Genomic DNA, 19,727 nt, shown 5'->3' on the forward strand with positions numbered 1-19,727 from the left:
CTGACGAATAATTACGGCGAGCGCAGGCCCATGGCCGCCCGCCCAGTGAGATAAACCACGCAGCGACCTGCGGGCAATCTCGCATTATCAAATTATGGACAGTGTTGGTGCACAACAAACCAGAGGCACCACTGCGAGACAGGTCAGGCGACCCGAAAACGGCGCTGACAACTGCTGCAAAGCACCCATAAATATTTTGGTAGTGGCCGGAATAGTCCGGCATTGCCAGCCGGTACGTTGCCAGAACGAGCTTAACGTACAGCATGAAAAGAATGCTTATCAATGCAACTCAGCCTGAAGAGTTGCGTGTAGCCCTTGTAGATGGCCAGAAACTCTACGACCTCGATATTGAGTCCGGCTCCCGCGAGCAGAAGAAGTCCAATGTCTATAAAGGTAAAATCACCCGCATCGAACCCAGTCTGGAAGCCGCGTTTGTCGACTTCGGCGCTGAGCGTCACGGCTTTCTGCCACTGAAAGAAATTGCCCGCGAATACTTTGTTAAAGACCCGGGTCCGGGCCGCATAAACATCAAAGATGTGCTGCGCGAAGGCCAGGAAGTTATTATTCAGGTCGACAAAGAAGAACGTGGCAACAAAGGTGCCGCACTGACCACTCAGGTGTCCCTGGCTGGCCGCTATCTGGTACTGATGCCAAACAATCCACGTGCCGGCGGCATCTCCCGCCGCATCGAAGGCGACGAGCGCACCGAACTGCGTGAAGCCATGAAAGGCGTGACCGTGCCGGACAAAATGGGCGTTATCGTCCGTACCGCCGGCATTGGCCGCAGCGCCGAAGAACTGCAGGCTGACCTGAATTATCTGGTTCACCTGTGGGACGCCATCAAGCGCGCCTCTGACGAGCGCCCTGCTCCTTGCCTGCTACTGCAGGAAAGCAACGTTATCATCCGTGCCATCCGTGATTACCTGCGTCAGGACGTCGGTGAAGTACTGATCGACACCGATGCCGCCTACGAAGAAGCTCTGGGCTTTGTGCAGCAGGTCATGCCGCACTACCAGAACAAGTTCAAGCGCTACACCGATGCCGTACCGCTGTTCAACCGCTATCAGATTGAAAGCCAGATCGAATCGGCCTTCCAGCGCGAAGTGAAACTGCCATCCGGTGGCTCTATCGTTATCGATCCAACCGAAGCCCTGGTGTCTATCGACATCAACTCGGCGCGCGCCACCAAAGGTGCCGATATCGAAGAAACCGCACTGAACACCAACCTGGAAGCGGCCGACGAGATTGCCCGCCAGCTGCGCCTGCGCGATATGGGCGGCCTGGTAGTGATCGACTTTATCGACATGCTGTCCAGCAAGAATCAGCGCGAAGTTGAAACCCGCCTGAAGAAAGCGCTGGAAGTGGATCGTGCCCGCGTACAGGTTGGCCGTATTTCCCGCTTCGGCCTGATGGAAATGTCGCGTCAGCGTCTGCGTCCGTCGTTGGAAGAAACCAGCGGCCACGTATGCCCACGCTGTAACGGTACTGGTGTTGTGCGTGATATCCAGTCTACCGGTCTGTCAATTCTGCGCCTGATCGAAGAAGAAGCTGCAAAAGAGAACACCGGACAGATCCGCGCCATTGTGCCGGTATCCGTTGCTACCTTCCTGCTGAACGAAAAACGCACCCTGATCGCCGGTATCGAAGCCCGTCACGGCAGTAAAGTCGTGGTTCTGCCGAATCCGAACATGGAAACACCGCACTACGAAGTATTGCGTCTGCGCCCGGATGACAGCCTGATCGGCGAAGTCAGCTACGAACACAAGATGGAAGAAGAAGAGACCGAATACGGTCTGGATCTGACCATCCGCGAAACCAGCAAAGTACAGCAAGCTGCGGTTAAAGCCGGTGCTCACAGCGTTCCTGCCGCTGCACCGGTTGCAACGGCAAGCGAAGCAACAGCCAGCAAAGGCCTGTGGAGCAAAATCGGCAGCGCCCTGTCTGCGCTGTTTGATGGCGGTGAAAAACAGGAAGAAAAACCTGCGCCGAAAAAAGCCCGCGAAGAAAGCAGCAACGGCCGCAATGAGCGCAACCGTAACGAACGCAACCGCAATGACCGTGGCCGCAACCGCAATCGTAACGAGCGCAACCGCGATGACCGCAGCGATGGTGATAACGAGCGCGGCAATCGCAGCGAAAACCGTAGCGAAAGCCGCAACGAAGGTCGTGGCGAACGCTCCGGTCGCAACCGTAATGACCGCCCTGCCCGCAATCGCAACGATAACCGTAACGACGGTGAACGTAACGACAACCGTGCCGAGCGCAATGAAGCCGAAGCCAGCAACGAACCACGTGCACCACGCCGTGACCGCAGCGGCAACCGCGCACCACGCAACGAAGTCCGCAATGACAAAGTTGAACTGACCGAAACCGAAGCAGCCAGCAACGTAGTGGCCAGCGAAACCGTCGATGCCGGCAACCGCAACAGCGAAGGTCGCCCAGAGGGGCGTCGTCGTCGCAACCGTGGTGAACGTGGCGAGCGCAACAATACCCAGGCTAACGCTGCCAGCGCTGAAGAAAACAGCAACGAACAGGCAGCTGAAGAACAGGCTGTGGTAGCTGCAGATAGTGCTGTAAGCGAAAATGCAGCAACCCCTGCCAATGCCGATAACAGCACGGATGCGGGCAGCGAAAGCAACGCTGATGAGAATGGCGAAAAAACAACCCGCCGCTCACGCAACAGCCGTCGCCGCAACCGCAACCGTGACGATCGCCCGGCCAAAACCGGTGCCACTGAAGCAGACAATGGGGAAAATACTGACGCCAATGCAGCGGAAGTCGCTGTCGAAGCAGCCAATGCTGAGACCAGCGAAGTAAAAGCAGAAACCGCTGAGCAGTCAGCAGCCGTTGAAAGTGCTGATGCTCAGGAAGCTGTAGCGGAAGTTCCGGCGACTGAAGCTCCTGCAGCTGCAGAAACCCAGACTACAGAGGCTCATACCACTGAAACCCTGACCTCTGAGACTCCGGCCACTGAAGCCCCTGCTGCTGAAACACAAACAGCAGAAGTACAGACTACTGAAGCAGCTGAAGTGCAGGAAACTGTCGCTCAGCCAGCAGAAGAAACGGCCTCCCAGCCTGAAGTGACTGTTGCTGAAGAAAAGCCAGCCGCCACAGAAAAGGCCCAGGCAGAAGCAACCGAAGCGGAAGTAACGACTTCTCAGGAAGAAGCAGCTACAGCAACCCAGGGCAATGATCGTGCATCCCGCCGCGGACGTCGTCGCAACCCGGGCGGTCGTGCGCCTAATGATCCGCGTAACCGCCGCAATGCGGATAGTGCGGAACAGGCAGCAGCACAGGCCGAGCAAGCCGTTGCAGAGCCAGCTGCCGAATCTGTGGTTGTAGCTGACGCTGAACCAGCGACAGAAACCACTGCGGCAACTGAAGCTGAAACAGCAACAGAAGCCGACGAGCACAACAAGTAGCACCGACAGGCGACAACGTACGTCGCCGTCTGTTACTGACTGAAAAACCGCCTCCGGGCGGTTTTTTTATAGCCTGCAAAAACGTTTCACTGCTGACTGACGAGACAGTTATCAGTAATATCCTCACCCGAATCAGAAATTTTCAGCAAGGACGATCCATGGCCAAAGCCCTATCCATTATGCCCGTCGCATATTCAGCCAAGCAGCCTTATTTACAGCTGCTGCTGGCACTGATCATCTGCACAATATTCAGCCAGAGCGCCAGTGCCGAGTCGATGACCATGGTGCGTGAGTACACCTACAACGCCAGCGAAAATGATTCAAAGGTTTCCGCCCGCAAAGCCGCCCTGCAACAACTTCAGGTGCTGTTAATTGAAGAAGTCGGTGTGCAGGTGCAATCCAGCTTCAGCAACACCGAAACCCTCGATAAAGAAGAATTCAGCCGTACTGTGCAGGCCAACTACCAGACATTTGCCAGCGCGCTGACAAAAACAAAGATCCTTGAAGAAAAATGGGATGGCGAAAATTTTTACCTGAAAGCGGAAATTGAAGTCGACCCCGATGGTTTAAGCACCCAGATTGCAACCATTATTGGCAGTGGTGGTAAAAACCCCTGTGACGCCGTACGTGAGCAGGTAAAAATCACATTACAGAAAGCCCCAAGCCCGGATAAAAATGCCGAGCTGGTCGCTTTTGCATTAAAAGCGCCTTTCGATAACGACTGCAACGACTGGCAATATAACGTGCTCTACTCCCTCACCCAGAGCCGCTATCCCGCTACTGGCTACCGGGACTATCTGTTTGTCCAGCTGGCACAGATTGCACCGCATAATCTGTCCGAATATCTTCCAGGCATCGCAAAATACGCCATTACCAAAGATAACGGCATCACACCAACCGAATGGGAAACCATGCTCAGCAGCCTGCAGCGCCTGCCAGAAGACCGCCTGCAGCCTCTGCTGTCAGCGTTATCCAATTACAGCGATAAATCCCCCGATGATACGCGCAGCGGTAAGCCCAGCTATCAGCCACAAACCGCGCTGCAACTGAAAAATCAATTGCTGTCATTGATTCAGGCGGCAGAAAAAGGAAAAGTCGGCAACCCTGCCCTGAGCGCTGGAGAACTGACCGCACGCATTATTAAAGCCAGCGCTTATCGCCAGCCGGCTATCGGGGCTGAATTATTCCAGCAGTACAGTGGCGAGCTGCCGGACATTAATGACATGGTTAAACCCATCACCGATTTTTATAAAAACCAGCTGAAGGAAGCCGGCAACCAGGAACTGGCCAGCAACAGCTTTAATCTGCTGCTGGAAAAACTGAACGAGCAAAAAGACACCCTCAACGACAACACTGCTAAAACAATGTATTACCTGCTGACAACACTGGAACGTAACGCCGAAGAAAATCAGCAGCAGGCAGCATTAATCGAGAATATGCTCGGCCGCTATCCAAAGCTGTTTGCTCAGATCATCAAAGGCCAGCGCATTAATGAGGTACAGAAGAACCTGTGGTTTATCCGTTATAACCTGCCCGACTCCGAAGCCTGCACGCCAAGAGAATGTGCTGACCGGTTATTCGGCGATGGCAATGCCATGGAGTTAAATGCTTACGGGGAATATCTGGTTGCTTACGGAACGCGCGCGGCGGCTGCAGAAGACCTCGTTATCCGTAAACTGGAACGTGTGCGCGTGCAGGCCAGCGGCCCTTACCGCACGACCATGAAACGTCATCTGATCACCGTACTGGGAAATATCCGCACCCAGGATTTACGCGCACAGGAGCTATTGATAGAAAGCCTCGGCGATCTTGATCATAAAATTCCGGAAGAGGCACAAAACGCCCTGATTAAATTAGGCAGAGGTGTGCAGGAAAAGATGATGTCGATGATTTCCACCTACGAACCTTTGGTGCAGCGCCGCATGGTTGAGACCTTAGGAAAAATGCAGCCGGATACTGACATTGTGAATTTTCTTAAACGCATTCCTCAGAACGATCAATATATGCGCTTTGCCGTTGAAGATGCACTGCGCGACCAGCAGCGGGCGCTTTAAAAAACATAAGGCACAGCCTTTGGGCTGTGCCTTAGCTTGTATGCCCATCACCATGTACAAATATTTCAGCGACGCTCCATACTCAGAGATTCATCAACTCTTCATATTGATGAGTAATGGCATCCATTTTCCACAAAATGGATTCTGTCGTTACAGCGATAACCGTCGGCACATAACGGCCTTCCTTATTTAAGGCAAAACCGGTCTGGGAAAAAGTCCATTGCGAATCAACCCTGGCCAACGCCTGACGAATCTGTTCGGTACTCTCAGGGCTACCCTGCAATTGCGTCATGGCCAATGAAAATTGCTGCACAGCCTGCTCAAATTCGGCCTTTAACCCCTCATCCTGAACATTCCAATAAAGAGCAAAATAAGCTTTGGCAATTTTCTGCGATAGCATCCGTTGTCGTCCGGCAATATTAATCAGCAGAGCTTCGGGCCTGTTGGTGGCTTGAGTAATGGCCTGACTGATGGCATGAGTAGTTTGCTCACATAAAGCCAGCAAGCGATTATTATCCTGCAACAAGGTTTTTGCCTGATCTTTTTGTGGTGTGGACAGCAGCATCTGGCGCTGCTGTTGCCACAAAGATTCGATCTGGCGTAACGATTTTTGCAAATCAGAATCTGCAGCATAATCAAGCAGCTGCTGCAAGTGTTGTTCAAATTCCGCAACACTTTCATCCAATTGCTGATGGGCCTTATCGGGGCGAATAGCAGCGCCAACCGCCAGATAATTTTTCATAACCCGCTGCGACAAATAACGCAGACTACCGGCATAATTAACGGCTTCCGCATCATTTAACCTCTCAGCAGCCTGACTTACCCCAACGCCTGGCAACAGCAACAAAAGAACCAGCAAGAACCGACGCATACATTAGCCATCCATATAAAAAGATTACTCATGTTAAATACGTCGTAAGGTCAAACCCTGACTTACAGCAAGACCGAACCTTTGCCATACGGGCCATTAATGAGTATGGAGTACTCCGGCCGGAGTACCCCTATAAGGAATGTTGTTTCAGAGACGGATAATGTCGGCAGGAATATGCACATTACCTTCCATAATTATCCGCGCACTGCGGCTCATTACAGCTTTGGTCGCCGTCCATTCGCCATCAACCAACGCCGCCGCTGCACCCACGCGTAATGTACCGGACGGATGACCAAAGGTTACGGAGTCACGTTCGGTACCGCCGGCCGCCAGATTCACCAGCGTACCAGGTACCGCCGCCGCCGTTGCAATGGCCACCGACGCCGTACCCATCATCGCATGGTGTAATTTCCCCATGGATAACGCACGTACGCAGACATCGATATCGGCTGCAGAAATCTGTTTGCCACTGGATGCTTCGTAATCCGTTGCAGGTGCCACGAAAGCAATTTTCGGCGTGTGTTGGCGCGCAACCGCTTCGGAAATGTCGGCAATTAAACCCATTTTTACCGCGCCGTAAGCACGCATGGTTTCAAATTTCGCCAGCGCTTCGGCATCGGAATTAATGTCTTTCTGCAGCTCGGTGCCTTTGTAACCAATATCCGCCGCATTGACAAAAATGGTCGGAATACCGGAATTAATCATGGTGGCTTTGAACGTACCAATGCCCGGAACTTCGAGATCATCGACTACGTTACCGGTCGGGAACATAGAACCTTCGCCATCCGCCGGGTCCATAAATTCAATCACCACTTCCGCTGCCGGAAAGGTTACGCCGTCGAGCTCAAAATCGCCGGTTTCCTGCACCTCACCATCGGTGATCGGTACATGGGCGATAATGGTTTTCTGAATATTTTTTTGCCAGATACGCACAGTACAAATGCCGTTGTGCGGAATACGATCGGCCGCGACCAGACCTTTGGCAATGGCAAATGCCCCAACGGCAGCGGTTAAGTTACCGCAGTTACCTGACCAGTCCACAAAAGGCTTATTAATCGACACCTGGCCGAATAAATAATCCACGTCGTGATCCGGCTGTTCGCTTTTCGCCAGAATAACGGTCTTTGAGGTGCTGGACGTGGCACCGCCCATGCCATCGATCTGCTGACCGTACGGGTCTGGACTGCCAATAACACGCAACAGAATGTTATCGCGCACGTCTCCCGGTACCTGAGCCGCTTCAGGTAAATCGGTCAGGCTGAAAAATACACCCTTAGAGGTGCCGCCACGCATATAGGTGGCCGGAATTTTAATTTGTTTGGACATAATTATTTCTCTTTCAGGACGTTACTGAAAACGTCGATGCCCTTAAAAGAAAGGTGGGCAGTGCCCACCCTACTTTGGATTTTTTAAAACGCCGCAAAACTATATTTTGCGGCGTTTCGGAAGCGTTAACGAGGCAGTCTGCTTCGTTATTCGCCCTGCAGGAAGTCCTGAGCGAACTTCTGCAACACCCCGCCGGCACTGTACACATCCACTTCCGCGGCGGTGTCCAGACGACAGGTCATCGGTACTTCAACCACTTCACCATCTTTACGGGTAATCACCAGTGTCAGATCGCAACGCGGGCTCAGATCGCCTTTCACGTCGTAGGTCTCAGTACCATCCAGGCCCAGAGTCTTGCGCGTGGTGCCGGCTTTGAATTCCAGCGGCAGTACGCCCATGCCGATCAGGTTGGTGCGGTGAATACGCTCGAAGCCTTCGGCAGCAATTGCCTCAACACCCGCCAGACGCACGCCTTTGGCAGCCCAGTCACGGGAAGAACCCTGACCGTAGTCGGCACCGGCGACGATGATCAGCGGCTGCTTGCGGTTCATGTAGGTTTCAATCGCTTCCCACATACGCATCACCTTACCTTCCGGCTCTACGCGCGCCAGAGAACCCTGCTTCACGTTGCCGTTTTCATCCAGCACCATTTCGTTCAGCAGTTTCGGGTTAGCGAAGGTTGCACGCTGTGCCGTCAGGTGGTCACCACGGTGAGTTGCGTAAGAGTTAAAGTCCTCTTCCGGCAAACCCATTTTGTGCAGATATTCACCCGCCGCACTGTCCATCATGATGGCGTTGGATGGCGATAGGTGGTCGGTGGTGATGTTGTCCGGCAGCACGGCCAGAGGGCGCATGCCTTTCAGCGTACGCTCACCGGCCAGAGCGCCTTCCCAGTAAGGTGGACGGCGGATATAGGTGCTCATCGGACGCCAGTCGTACAGCGGGCTGATGGCCTTCTCTTTGGCACCCAGATCAAACATCGGAATGTAGATCTGACGGAACTGCTCCGGCTTCACGCTTTCTTTAACGATGGCGTCGATTTCTTCATCCGATGGCCAGATATCCTTCAGACGGATTTCTTTACCATCAACGACCGCAAGCACATCCTTTTCAATATCAAAACGAATAGTACCGGCGATGGCGTAGGCCACGACCAGTGGTGGCGATGCCAGGAACGCCTGCTTGGCGTACGGGTGAATACGGCCATCGAAGTTGCGGTTACCGGACAGTACCGCCGTGGCATACAGATCACGATCGATGATTTCCTGCTGAATCACAGGGTCCAGCGCACCGGACATACCGTTACAGGTAGTACAGGCGAAAGCCACAATACCAAAGCCCAGCTTTTCCAGTTCCGGCAGCAGACCGGAATCTTTCAGGTACAACTCGGCGACTTTGGAGCCAGGTGCGAAGGAAGATTTCACCCATGGCTTGCGGATCAGACCCAGTTCGTTGGCTTTTTTCGCCAGCAGACCGGCGGCGACCACGTTGCGCGGGTTAGAAGTATTGGTACAGGAAGTAATGGCGGCGATGATGACCGCACCATCCGGCATCAGACCTTCGGCTTCCTGTGCTTTGGCCGCATCCAGATTACCGGCAATACCTTTGGCGGCCAGATCAGCCGTTGATACACGGGCATGCGGATTAGACGGGCCTGCCATATTACGGCCGACAGCCGACAGGTCGAAGCTCAGTACACGTTCGTATTGCGCGGTTTTCAGCGCATCGGCCCACAGACCGGTTTCTTTAGCGTACTGTTCTACTAAGGCCACCTGTTCAGGCTCACGACCGGTCAGTTTCAGGTAGTCGATGGTTTGCTCATCGATGTAGAACATCGCTGCGGTCGCACCGTACTCCGGTGTCATATTGGAAATGGTTGCCCGATCACCGATGGTCAGACTGGACGCACCTTCACCGAAGAATTCCACATAAGCACCCACCACGCGCTCTTTACGCAGGAACTCGGTCAATGCCAGCACGATATCGGTGGCGGTAATGCCAGGCTGGCGTTTGCCCTTCAGCTCAACACCAACAATATCCGGCAGACGCATCATGGATGGCAGGCCAAGCATCACGGTTTCGGCTTCCAGACCACCCACACCAACAGAAATAACACCCAGCGCATCGACGTGCGGGGTGTGGGAGTCGGTGCCGACACAGGTATCCGGATAGGCTACACCATTGCGCGCCTGAACCACCGGCGACATTTTCTCCAGGTTGATCTGGTGCATGATGCCGTTACCGGCCGGAATCACATCCACGTTGTCGAACGCGGTCTTGGTCCAGTTAATAAAGTGGAAACGGTCTTCGTTACGGCGCTCTTCAATCTCGCGGTTTTTGGCGAAGGCATCCGGATCAAAACCGCCGCATTCAACCGCCAGCGAGTGGTCAACAATGAGCTGAGTCTGCACCACCGGATTTACTTTGGACGGATCACCGCCCTTTTCAGCGATGGCATCACGCAGACCGGCCAGATCGACCAGAGCGGTCTGACCGAGAATGTCGTGACATACCACACGCGCCGGATACCACGGAAAATCCAGATCACGCTTACGCTCGATCAGCTGCGTCAGGGCATCGGTCAGCAGTTCAGGCTCACAGCGGCGCACCAGCTGTTCGGCCAGAATACGGGAGGTGTATGGCAGGCCGTCGTAGCTGCCGGGTTTAATGGCATCGACCGCCGCACGGGTATCAAAATACTCCAGTGCAGTGCCGGCCAGTGGTTTACGGAATTCGGTGTTCATGGGGTGTTCTCTCAAAAAAGCCGAACTGCCCGCAGGCAGTTCTTACCAGGGCCTGTCGACACTAATTAAACAGGCCTGTTATTGGTTAAAAATTTCTCAGGCAAGGCGCTGAGAGTGTGGCCTAACGGGTTAAGCGAACGAACAGCAACGCAGGATGAGGGATTTTTAGCCATAACCCTTCGGGCTGAGGCCAGTTTTCCCCATTAACGTCGTCGCTCGTCATTCATTTAGCCCGCTAATATCACTCCTCTCTCCTCGTTCTGAGAAAAACTGGTTCTCAGCAGGCCTGATTCACTTAGTGTCGACAGGCCCTGGATTCTTAACGCTGGGCAATCGCCGGTACCGGGCGGAACTCTTCACCGGTATATTCCGCACTCGGACGAATAATGCGGTTGTCGGCGCGCTGCTCCATCACGTGCGCTGCCCAGCCGGTCAGGCGGGAGCATACGAAAATCGGGGTGAACAGCTTGGTTGGAATGCCCATGTAGTTGTATGCCGAGGCGTGGAAGAAGTCAGCGTTACAGAACAGTTTTTTCTCGCGCCACATAACGGCTTCACAACGTACGGAAATGTCGTATAGCGAGGTATCGCCGTTCGCCTTGGCCAGCTTTTCAGACCATTCTTTAATCACGGCATTACGCGGATCAGATTCAGAGTAAATCGCGTGGCCAAAGCCCATGATTTTTTCTTTGCGTTCCAGCATACCCAGCAGTTTCTGCTCAGCATCTTCCGGATCGTTCATACCTTCAATCAGCTCCATCGCTGCTTCGTTGGCGCCACCATGCAGCGGGCCACGCAGGGAACCAATGGCACCGGTTACACAGGAGTGCATATCACTCAGGGTGGAAGCACACACACGGGCGGTAAAGGTAGAAGCGTTAAATTCGTGCTCGGCATACAGCGTTAATGACGCGTGCATCACCTGAGTGTGCAGTTCAGAAGGCTTTTCGCCATGCAGAGTCCACAGGAACTGCTCAGCGATAGAATCTGCAGCGGTTTCAACCTCGATACGTTTGCCATTGTTATGGCTGAAGTTGTACCAGTAGTTGATCATGCCCGGGAACAGCGCCAGCATACGGTCGGTGGCATCCTGCTGCTGATCAAAGCTTTCTTCGGTTTCGAGATTGCCCAGCATGGAGCAACCGGTACGCATCACGTCCATCGGGTGCGCTGAAGCCGGAATACGTTCCAGTACTTCTTTTAATGCCTGCGGCAGAGCGCGCATGGATTTCAGCTTGGTTTTGTAGGCGTCCAGCTCAGCCTGATTCGGCAGCTTGCCTTTCAGAATCAGGTACGCCACTTCTTCAAATTCACACTGGGCGGCCAGATCTTTTACGTCATAGCCACGGTAAGTCAGACCAGAACCGGATTTACCCACGGTCGACAGTGCGGTTTTACCGGCAACCTGACCACGCAGGCCGGCACCACTGAGTTGTTTTGCTGCTGCCATTACATTCTCCTGTCAGAGCCGGCCATGTTACCGGAGGCCTTGCTGGCCATTCCGGCAACCTCGCCACGCTCTTTTTCTTAGTGAAAATTTTAAAATTATCGGTTTGCGCTAACGGCCAAACACTTATTTGTTTTTGCCTTCCGCAAACAGCGCATCCAGCTTCTGCTCAAAATCGTGGTAGTTCAGGTAATCATACAGCTCCATACGAGTCTGCATGATGTCGACCACCTTGCGCTGGTCACCCTCTGCCAGGATGCTTTTATACACGGTTTCTGCGGCTTTGTTCATCGCACGGAAAGCGCTCAGCGGGTACAGCACCATGGCCGCACCCCACTCACCCAGCTGTTCACGGTTCCACAGTTCGGTCTGGCCAAATTCGGTGATATTTGCCAGCAGTGGTACATCCAATGCTGCAGAGAATTTACGGTAGTCATCTTCGGTTTTGATTGCTTCGGCGAAAATACCGTCGGCACCAGCGGCTACACAGGCCTGAGCGCGCTCGATGGCAGCATCCAGACCTTCCTGCGCGAACGCATCGGTACGGGCCATGATAAAGAAGCTGTCGTCGTTACGGGCATCGACACAGGCTTTGATACGGTCAACCATTTCTGCCTGAGAGACGATTTCTTTGTTCGGACGGTGACCACAGCGCTTCTGCATCACCTGATCTTCAATATGCACGGCTGCGGCGCCGGCTTTTTCCATCTGCTGGATGGTACGGGCAATGTTAAACGCACCGCCCCAGCCGGTGTCGATATCCACCAGTAATGGCAGGCTGCTGGCGGAGGTGATGCGACGCACGTCTTCCACCACGTCATTGAGCGAGGTCATACCCAGATCCGGCAGACCGTAAGAGGCGTTTGCCACACCGCCACCCGACAGATAAATGGCCTGATGACCAATACGCTCCGCCATCATCGCCGCGTAAGCGTTAATGGTGCCGACAATTTGCAGCGGTTTGTTATCCGCCAGTGCTTTACGGAATTTCTGACCTGGAGTCATGAGTGACCCTCCTCTTCAGCTAATCGATTTTCCAGATTGGTCAGCGATGCCTGGATATGACGTCGCATCAGTAATTCAGCCAGCTCGGCATCACGCGCCGAGATAGCTTCAACAATTCGTTGGTGTTCCTGCAGTGCCTGCAGCGGGCGCTTGGCGCTGGTACTGGTCTGGTAGCGGTACATACGCACGATGTGGTACAGCTCGCCGCACAGCATCTGATGTAAACGGTGATTCTGACTGCCTTTGATGATGCGGTAATGAAAATCGAGATCACCGGCCTTCTGGTAATAGGCCTGCCCCTGCTCAGCCGCAATGGAGGCTTCATGCTCCTGCAGCAGGCCGTACAGTTCCTGAATCTCGTCATCGCTCATGCGCAGTGCCGCCAGACGGCAGGCCATGCTTTCCAGCTCAAGACGCACTTCGTAGATATCCCGCAGCTCAGCCAGACTCAGCGATACCACGCGGGCACCGGCATGGGGAATGCGCACCACCAGATGACGGGCTTCAAGCTTCTGAATGGCTTCGCGCATCGGGGCGCGGCTGCCGCCATAACGCTCAACCAGGGTCTGTTCCGACAATTTGGTGCCCGGACGCAACTCACCACGCACAATGGCGGTGGTCAGTTCCGCGAACACTTTGTCGGCCAGCGTTTGGTTATCATTCATCAGCTTTGTCTACAATACCCTTTAAGTTTGGCTAGGTTACGCCGATAAAATCATATTTCAAGCGAATTAAGACTAAGATTGTATACAATCAGCCAAGTCAGCCAATAAAACAGCAAAGTTGACAGCGCAAACTCTGGGATCTGCCCAGGCTTTGCGCTAACCTCGGCGCAGATTTCACAGGAAAGTGCCTTCATGCCTGCTCAACCCGCCGCCCCATCCACTCCCATTAATCGCCAGCGTATCGCCATTATTGGCTCCGGCATTGCCGGCCTGAGCGCCGCCTGGCTGCTGAGTCGCGACCACGACGTCACGCTCTATGAACGCGCCGCGAAGCCGGGTATGGGCATCTACAGCGTAGACATTCCCTGGGCTGACAAAAGCACATCCATTGATATTCCTCTGCGGGTTTTCACTCCGGCTTACTATCCCAGCCTGCTGCGCCTGTACCGCGATGCCGGCGTGCGTACTGAAACCACCGACCATGCCGCCGCTTATGCCGATGCCGATAACCGCCTGTTTTTTCATTACGGCAACCTGCAGCTGGGCAAGCGCAGCCTGAGCTTCCCCAAGTTGCTGAACGGCCCATTGCTCGCCCAGCACCTCAACCTGTTCAACACGCTGCAGCAACATAAACACAGTCCGGATACGGATCAGCAGAGCTTCGGTAGCTTTCTGCAGCAGCACAGCCTCGACAACGATTACTGCCGCCAGATATTGCTGCCGGCACTGGCGACCGTGTGCACCTGTGACTACGACGACGTACTGGCCTACCCGGCGGATATTCTGATCAACTACCTGACCTGCGGGGTAATGAAAGACGGCCTGATGCGCGCCAGTGGCGGAGTTGATGAGGTGGTCGCACAACTGCTGGAAAGCAACGTCAGCCTGCGTACCGCAACGGCCATTGACCATATAGAAGAAGACAACCACGGCGTACGCGTCTGCAGCGGCGCACAAACCGATGTGTTCGACCGCGTGGTTATTGCCACACAGCCGCATCACGCCAGCCAGATTCTGAGCAAACTGCCCAGCGCCCAGCCACGCTGCCAGCAACTGCAGCAGATCCCGGTGGTTGAATCACGCATGCAGCTGCACACCGATACTTCACTACTGCCTGCCAGCCTGATGCCGCTGGCGCCGGTCAGTTATTTCTTACCGGGTGACGAGAATCGCCCGGAAGCCACCGTCGATCTGGCCAAAGCCATTGGTCATCTGCGCAACGGCCCGGCCATTCTGCAGGTGTGGAACCCGCTGCGTGCGGCCAATCCGGAAAGTGTGCTCGCCGATGTTACTTTCAGCCGGCCACTGGTTACCCTGCAGAGCCGTCAGGCGATACGCGAGCTGCGCCGGCAGGACCCCAGCCAGCGTATTCTGCTGACCGGCTCTTATCTGTGCGATGGCATTCCGTTGCTCGACGGCGCCGTTGAAAGCTCCCTGCGCGTAGCGCACCTGATTGGCAGCTCACGCGCCTGGTAGCTGACCACAGCAAATCCCAGACACAAAAAAGCCGGCGCAATGCCGGCTTTTTGTTCGCTCTCAGATGCGTGTGAGGCCGCCTTATTCCGGCATGCTCAGCGTCTTACTCCGGCATGCTCAACGCCTGAGGAGACACGATAATGCCGTTGTTGTCGGCATACACGAAGTGACCCGGTACAAATTCAACACCACCGAATTTAACGGTAACGTTCACATCACCCAGACCACGTTTGTCGGTTTTCAGTGGGTGAGTCGCCAGCGCCTGAACACCCAGATCAGTCTGCATGATAACGTCGACGTCACGGATGCAACCGTAAACGATGATGCCTTCCCAACCGTTTTTCGCCGCTTTTTCAGCCAGCATATCGCCCAGCAGCGCGTGACGCATGGAGGCGCCGCCGTCCACAACCATCACTTTGCCCTTGCCGTCGGTATCAACCAGCTCTTTTACTTTGGAGTTATCTTCAAAGCACTTAACGGTAACGATTTCGCCACCAAAAGACTCGTTGCCACCGTAGTTGTTGAACATTGGCTCAACCACCTGAATCAGTTCAGGGTAGGCATCGCACAGATCCGGAGTTACGTACTGAGTCATTTCTTTGTCCTTACTTGTGATGGAGGATAATAAAATTCTGTTGCCTGCCTAAGCCTGCTCAGGCTCTGGCCAAACGTTTAATGTCACGCACGCGATAGCGCATAACGGATGATTCGGGGCCGGATTCAGGTTCAGTCTCAGAGCCAAGCCCAGACACTGAAGCCACAGCAGCAATCATGGCACGGGCAATACGCTCACCCGCCAGTGCCTGTACATTACCAAACAGCGGCAGGCGTAATATCCAGCCACTCAGGTGCTCGGCCAGACGAAACTCATCGCGCTCGCCCAGCAACAGCGATGGCTGCCAGATCTGCAACCGGGACAGATCCATCTGTTCCAGCGCCTGCTCCATATCGCCTTTGACGCGGTTATAGAAAAATGGCGAACGGCGGTTGGCGCCCAGCGCACTGACCACCGACACCAGTTCAGCGCCCTGCTGCTTAGCCCAGACCGCACAATCGACAACCAGCTGATAATCCACCTGACGCAACCCGGTTTTACCGGCCTTGGCCTGGGTCGTACCCAGCGCGCAGAACATCAGATCAACGGGCTGCTGGCTGGCAAACAGTTCGTCGTAAGTCAGCACCTGAACGCGTTTATCTGCCGCCAGTTGCGGATATGCAGCACACCATTGTTGTGGCTGACGCACAGGCAGCAATATGTGCCCAACCCAATCGGTCAGCAACAGATTGTCCAGCAAGGCACGGCCAATCAGTCCGGTACCGCCGGCCAGCAGCAGGCGCTGCGTACTCACCTCAGGCGCCAGCCTGTTGGCCAAGCTGACTCAGCCAGCGCTGAATACGCGGCCAGACTTCCGTCGCCGCCTCTTTGCTGACCACCATATCGACATGGCCGTAATCGCGGCTGAAGCCTTCGGTTTTGCCCAGCAGCAGATTGTCTTTCTGCGCACCGCCATACAGGGAGGCAAAGCGCAGACAGGCTTTCGCCGGGTCGGATTTATCCGCCGCCGCGGCAACCGCCAGCAACGGCAGATCAGCCCCCTGTTTCCAGGCTGGCAGCAGCCTGAGCTTTTCACTGCGGATCTGCCAGCGGCCAAACAGGCTGTGACGCGCCAGATATTCATTCACCAGACCAGCTGGCTCATTTTCCGGGCCGATGCCCAGCTTACGGCCATCCAGCTCGGCTTTGCTTTTTACCAGCATGCGCAGCACCAGACTGGTCAGTGGCAACCACAGGTACCAGGGCCGACGCACCACCTGAGTGCCCAGCAGCACCATGGCGCGACTGTTCTCGGCATGCAGACGCCCGGCAGCCACGCTGCTGGAAATAATCACACCGCCCAGCGAATGACCGATCCAGACCGGCTTCTGCCCGCTCTGTTCGTGCACAAAATCATTCACCGCCGGAATATCACTGAGCACATAACGCTCCAGCGTATTGCGCACATAATCGTGATTACGCGGTGACAGGCCATGACCTCGCTGCTCCATCAGCCAGACATCAAACCCCTGCTCGAGCAGATAGCGCGCCAGTCCTTCGCCCTTATCGGACAGCCAGAAGCCGCGATTGGTGAAACTGCCGTGCAGCAGAATCAGTGGCTGGCCACTGTGTCCGCCACGGGAGCGCAGGCCAAGATGCGAAACCGCGATCTGGACGCTGCGGTCCGGATCGCGGTTGTGTTTTACCAGATAAACGTCTTCGGTGAGATCGCCCAGAACATCCGCTCTGAGCAGGCTCACCGGAAATAATTCACTGCTGCTTTTCATTCAGGAATTTTTGTCCGCCAGGAAGAACCAGGTATCCAGTACCGAGTCCGGGTTCAGCGACACACTGTCGATACCGTGTTCCATCAGCCACTTGGCGAAGTCCGGATGATCCGATGGCCCCTGACCACAGATACCGATGTATTTACCGGCTTTCTTACAGGCGTTAATGGCATTTTCCAGCAGTGCCAGAATGGCTTCGTTACGCTCATCGAACAGGTGCGCAATGATGCCGGAGTCACGATCCAGACCCAGGGTTAACTGAGTCAGGTCGTTGGAACCGACGGAGAAACCATCGAAGAACTCGAGGAACTGCTCGGCCAGAATGGCGTTGGCTGGCAACTCGCACATCATGATCAGCTTCAGATCATTTTCACCGCGCTTCAGGCCGTTTTCTTCCAGCAGATTAACAACCTGCTCGGCTTCGCCTACGGTGCGCACAAAGGGCACCATGATCTCGACGTTGGTGAAGCCCATTTCGTTACGGACTTTTTTCATCGCCCGGCATTCAAGCTCGAAACAGTCACGGAAGTTTTTCGAGATGTAGCGCGATGCGCCACGGAAGCCCAGCATCGGGTTTTCTTCTTCCGGCTCGTACAGACGACCGCCAATCAGGTTGGCGTATTCGTTGGATTTGAAGTCAGACAGACGCACGATCACGCGCTTAGGCCAGAATGCCGCCGCCAGCGTTGAAATACCTTCCACCAGTTTTTCGACGTAAAAATCCACCGGGCCGGCATAGCCGGAAATGCGGCGCTCAACGGTAGGCTTCACTTCTTCCGGCAGATTGTCGAAATTCAGCAAGGCTTTCGGGTGCACACCGATCATACGGTTGATAATAAATTCGAGACGCGCCAGGCCCACACCGGCATTCGGCAGGCCCTGGAAGTCGAAGGCGCGGTCCGGGTTGCCGACGTTCATCATGATTTTGAATGGCAAATCCGGCATCTGGTCGACGCTGTTGGTGCGGATATCAAAATCCAGAGCACCTTCGTAAACAAACCCGGTGTCACCTTCCGCACAGGAAACGGTAACATCCTGACCATCCTGCAGCTTGGAGGTGGCATCTTCACAGCCAACCACCGCCGGGATACCCAGCTCGCGCGCAATGATCGCGGCGTGACAGGTGCGGCCACCACGGTTAGTAACGATAGCCGCCGAGCGTTTCATTACCGGTTCCCAGTCCGGGTCGGTCATATCGGCAACCAGTACATCACCTTCCTGCACCTGATCCATCTGATCGATGCTTTTAATGACGCGTACTTTACCTTTACCGATGCGGTGGCCAATGGAACGGCCTTCAACCAGGACGCTGCCGGTTTCTTTCAGCAGGTAACGCTCCATCACGTTTTTGCTGGCGCGGCTCTTCACGGTTTCAGGACGGGCCTGAACGATATACAGCTGCTGATCATCGCCATCTTTGGCCCATTCGATATCCATCGGACGGCCATAGTGCTTTTCAATAATCATTGCCTGACGGGCAAGATTTTCGACTTCGGCGTCGGTTACCGAAAAGACCTGACGCAACTCACGGTCAACACGCTGGGTTTCTACCGACTTACCAACGGCGGCTTCTTTGTTGTACACCATTTTAATGGCTTTAGCGCCGAGGTTACGACGCAGAATCGCCGGGCGTCCGGCCGTCAGGTTGTTCTTGTGAACGTAGAATTCATCCGGGTTTACCGCACCCTGCACCACGGTTTCGCCCAGACCATAGGACGAGGTGACAAACACCACCTGATCGAAGCCGGATTCAGTATCCAGGGTAAACATCACACCGCTGGAGGCTGTTTCAGAGCGCACCATGCGCTGAATGCCGGCCGACAGTGCCACCTTGTGGTGGTCGAAGCCCTGATGATCACGGTATGCAATTGCGCGGTCATTAAATAAGGACGCAAATACGTCGCGGATGGCATGCAGGACGTTATCAATACCGACGATATTCAGGTGGGTTTCCTGCTGACCGGCAAAGGATGCATCGGGTAAATCTTCTGCAGTCGCGGAAGAACGCACGGCCACGGCCATCTGTCCATTGCCTTCCTGCAGTTTGGCGAAAGCAGTACGCACATCGGCTTCAAGCTGCGGCGGCAGCGGTGCATCCAGAATCCAGTTGCGGATTTTGGCGCCAGTTTCGGTCAGGGCGCGGATATCATCGACGTTCAGATCATCCAGCGCCTGCTGAATGCGACTGTCGAGACCTTCGTAACTTAAGAATTCGCGGTAGGCGTCGGCGGTGGTGGCGAAGCCGTTGGGCACGGAAACTCCGGCGCTGGTCAGGTTGCTGATCATTTCACCGAGCGAGGCATTTTTACCACCGACCCGCTCGACATCGCCCATGGATACCTGATCAAACCAGAGTACGTAATCTGTCAACGTCTTTCTCCTGTAATGTCCAACG

The 19,727-nt window shown here is 54.7% G+C and carries 13 protein-coding genes; 3 read left to right on the forward strand and 10 right to left on the reverse strand.

Annotated features, from left to right (window positions below; all coding sequences use genetic code 11):
• Positions 1-263: 263 nt before the first annotated feature.
• Entirely contained in the window at positions 264-3,422 is a 3,159-nt protein-coding gene (gene rne, locus HUF18_RS14980) for a ribonuclease E (protein WP_446751464.1), read from the forward strand.
• A gap of 158 nt (positions 3,423-3,580) precedes the next feature.
• Positions 3,581-5,476 (forward strand): hypothetical protein, encoded by a 1,896-nt coding sequence (locus HUF18_RS14985; protein WP_225692748.1) that lies wholly within the window; start codon positions 3,581-3,583, stop codon positions 5,474-5,476.
• Between the two features lie 82 nt (positions 5,477-5,558).
• Here HUF18_RS14985 and HUF18_RS14990 read toward each other — a convergent pair whose 3' ends face one another.
• The 6 genes from HUF18_RS14990 to HUF18_RS15015 all read right to left on the reverse strand — a co-directional run bounded on the left by HUF18_RS14990 (position 5,559) and on the right by HUF18_RS15015 (position 13,534).
• On the reverse strand, positions 5,559-6,335 hold the full coding sequence (locus HUF18_RS14990; protein WP_225692749.1) for a type IV pili methyl-accepting chemotaxis transducer N-terminal domain-containing protein: 777 nt from the start codon (positions 6,333-6,335) through the stop codon (positions 5,559-5,561).
• A 159-nt stretch (positions 6,336-6,494) separates the two neighbouring features.
• Positions 6,495-7,673: a 2-methylaconitate cis-trans isomerase PrpF gene (prpF, locus tag HUF18_RS14995; protein ID WP_225692750.1), complete on the reverse strand. Its 1,179-nt coding sequence runs from the start codon at positions 7,671-7,673 to the stop codon at positions 6,495-6,497.
• Between the two features lie 146 nt (positions 7,674-7,819).
• On the reverse strand, positions 7,820-10,417 hold the full coding sequence (acnD, locus tag HUF18_RS15000) for a Fe/S-dependent 2-methylisocitrate dehydratase AcnD (RefSeq protein WP_225692751.1): 2,598 nt from the start codon (positions 10,415-10,417) through the stop codon (positions 7,820-7,822).
• A gap of 319 nt (positions 10,418-10,736) precedes the next feature.
• Positions 10,737-11,867, reverse strand: coding sequence for a bifunctional 2-methylcitrate synthase/citrate synthase (gene prpC, locus HUF18_RS15005; RefSeq protein ID WP_225692752.1), 1,131 nt, complete (start codon positions 11,865-11,867; stop codon positions 10,737-10,739).
• Positions 11,868-11,990: 123 nt separating this feature from the next.
• Complete coding sequence (gene prpB, locus HUF18_RS15010; protein ID WP_145468790.1) at positions 11,991-12,869, reverse strand: methylisocitrate lyase; 879 nt, start codon at positions 12,867-12,869, stop codon at positions 11,991-11,993.
• Positions 12,866-13,534 (reverse strand): GntR family transcriptional regulator, encoded by a 669-nt coding sequence (locus HUF18_RS15015; protein WP_145468791.1) that lies wholly within the window; start codon positions 13,532-13,534, stop codon positions 12,866-12,868. The genes prpB and HUF18_RS15015 overlap by 4 nt, the downstream gene beginning before the upstream one ends.
• Positions 13,535-13,726: 192 nt before the next feature.
• Here HUF18_RS15015 and HUF18_RS15020 point away from each other — a divergent pair, with 192 nt between their 5' ends.
• Positions 13,727-15,010 carry an FAD-dependent oxidoreductase gene (locus HUF18_RS15020; RefSeq protein WP_225692753.1) on the forward strand — a complete coding sequence of 428 codons (1,284 nt, stop codon included), beginning with the start codon at positions 13,727-13,729 and terminating at the stop codon, positions 15,008-15,010.
• A gap of 103 nt (positions 15,011-15,113) precedes the next feature.
• Here HUF18_RS15020 and rraA read toward each other — a convergent pair whose 3' ends face one another.
• The 4 genes from rraA to ppsA are packed head-to-tail and all read right to left on the reverse strand — an operon-like array spanning position 15,114 to position 19,702.
• Positions 15,114-15,605 carry a ribonuclease E activity regulator RraA gene (rraA, locus tag HUF18_RS15025; RefSeq protein WP_145468793.1) on the reverse strand — a complete coding sequence of 164 codons (492 nt, stop codon included), beginning with the start codon at positions 15,603-15,605 and terminating at the stop codon, positions 15,114-15,116.
• Between the two features lie 58 nt (positions 15,606-15,663).
• Positions 15,664-16,359, reverse strand: a complete 696-nt coding sequence (locus tag HUF18_RS15030; RefSeq protein WP_225692754.1) for a hypothetical protein — start codon at positions 16,357-16,359, stop codon at positions 15,664-15,666.
• 1 nt (position 16,360) lies between these two features.
• The gene (locus HUF18_RS15035) at positions 16,361-17,332 is read right to left on the reverse strand and encodes an alpha/beta fold hydrolase (RefSeq protein WP_225692755.1); all 972 of its coding nucleotides are present in this window, start codon (positions 17,330-17,332) and stop codon (positions 16,361-16,363) included.
• A complete protein-coding gene (gene ppsA / locus HUF18_RS15040) occupies positions 17,333-19,702 on the reverse strand; it encodes a phosphoenolpyruvate synthase (protein ID WP_225692756.1) in 2,370 nt (789 codons plus the stop codon).
• Positions 19,703-19,727 lie beyond the last annotated feature (25 nt).

The sequence above is a fragment of the Thalassolituus sp. ST750PaO-4 genome (assembly GCF_020320405.1).
GTDB lineage: Bacteria > Pseudomonadota > Gammaproteobacteria > Pseudomonadales > Oceanobacteraceae > Venatoribacter > Venatoribacter alkanivorans.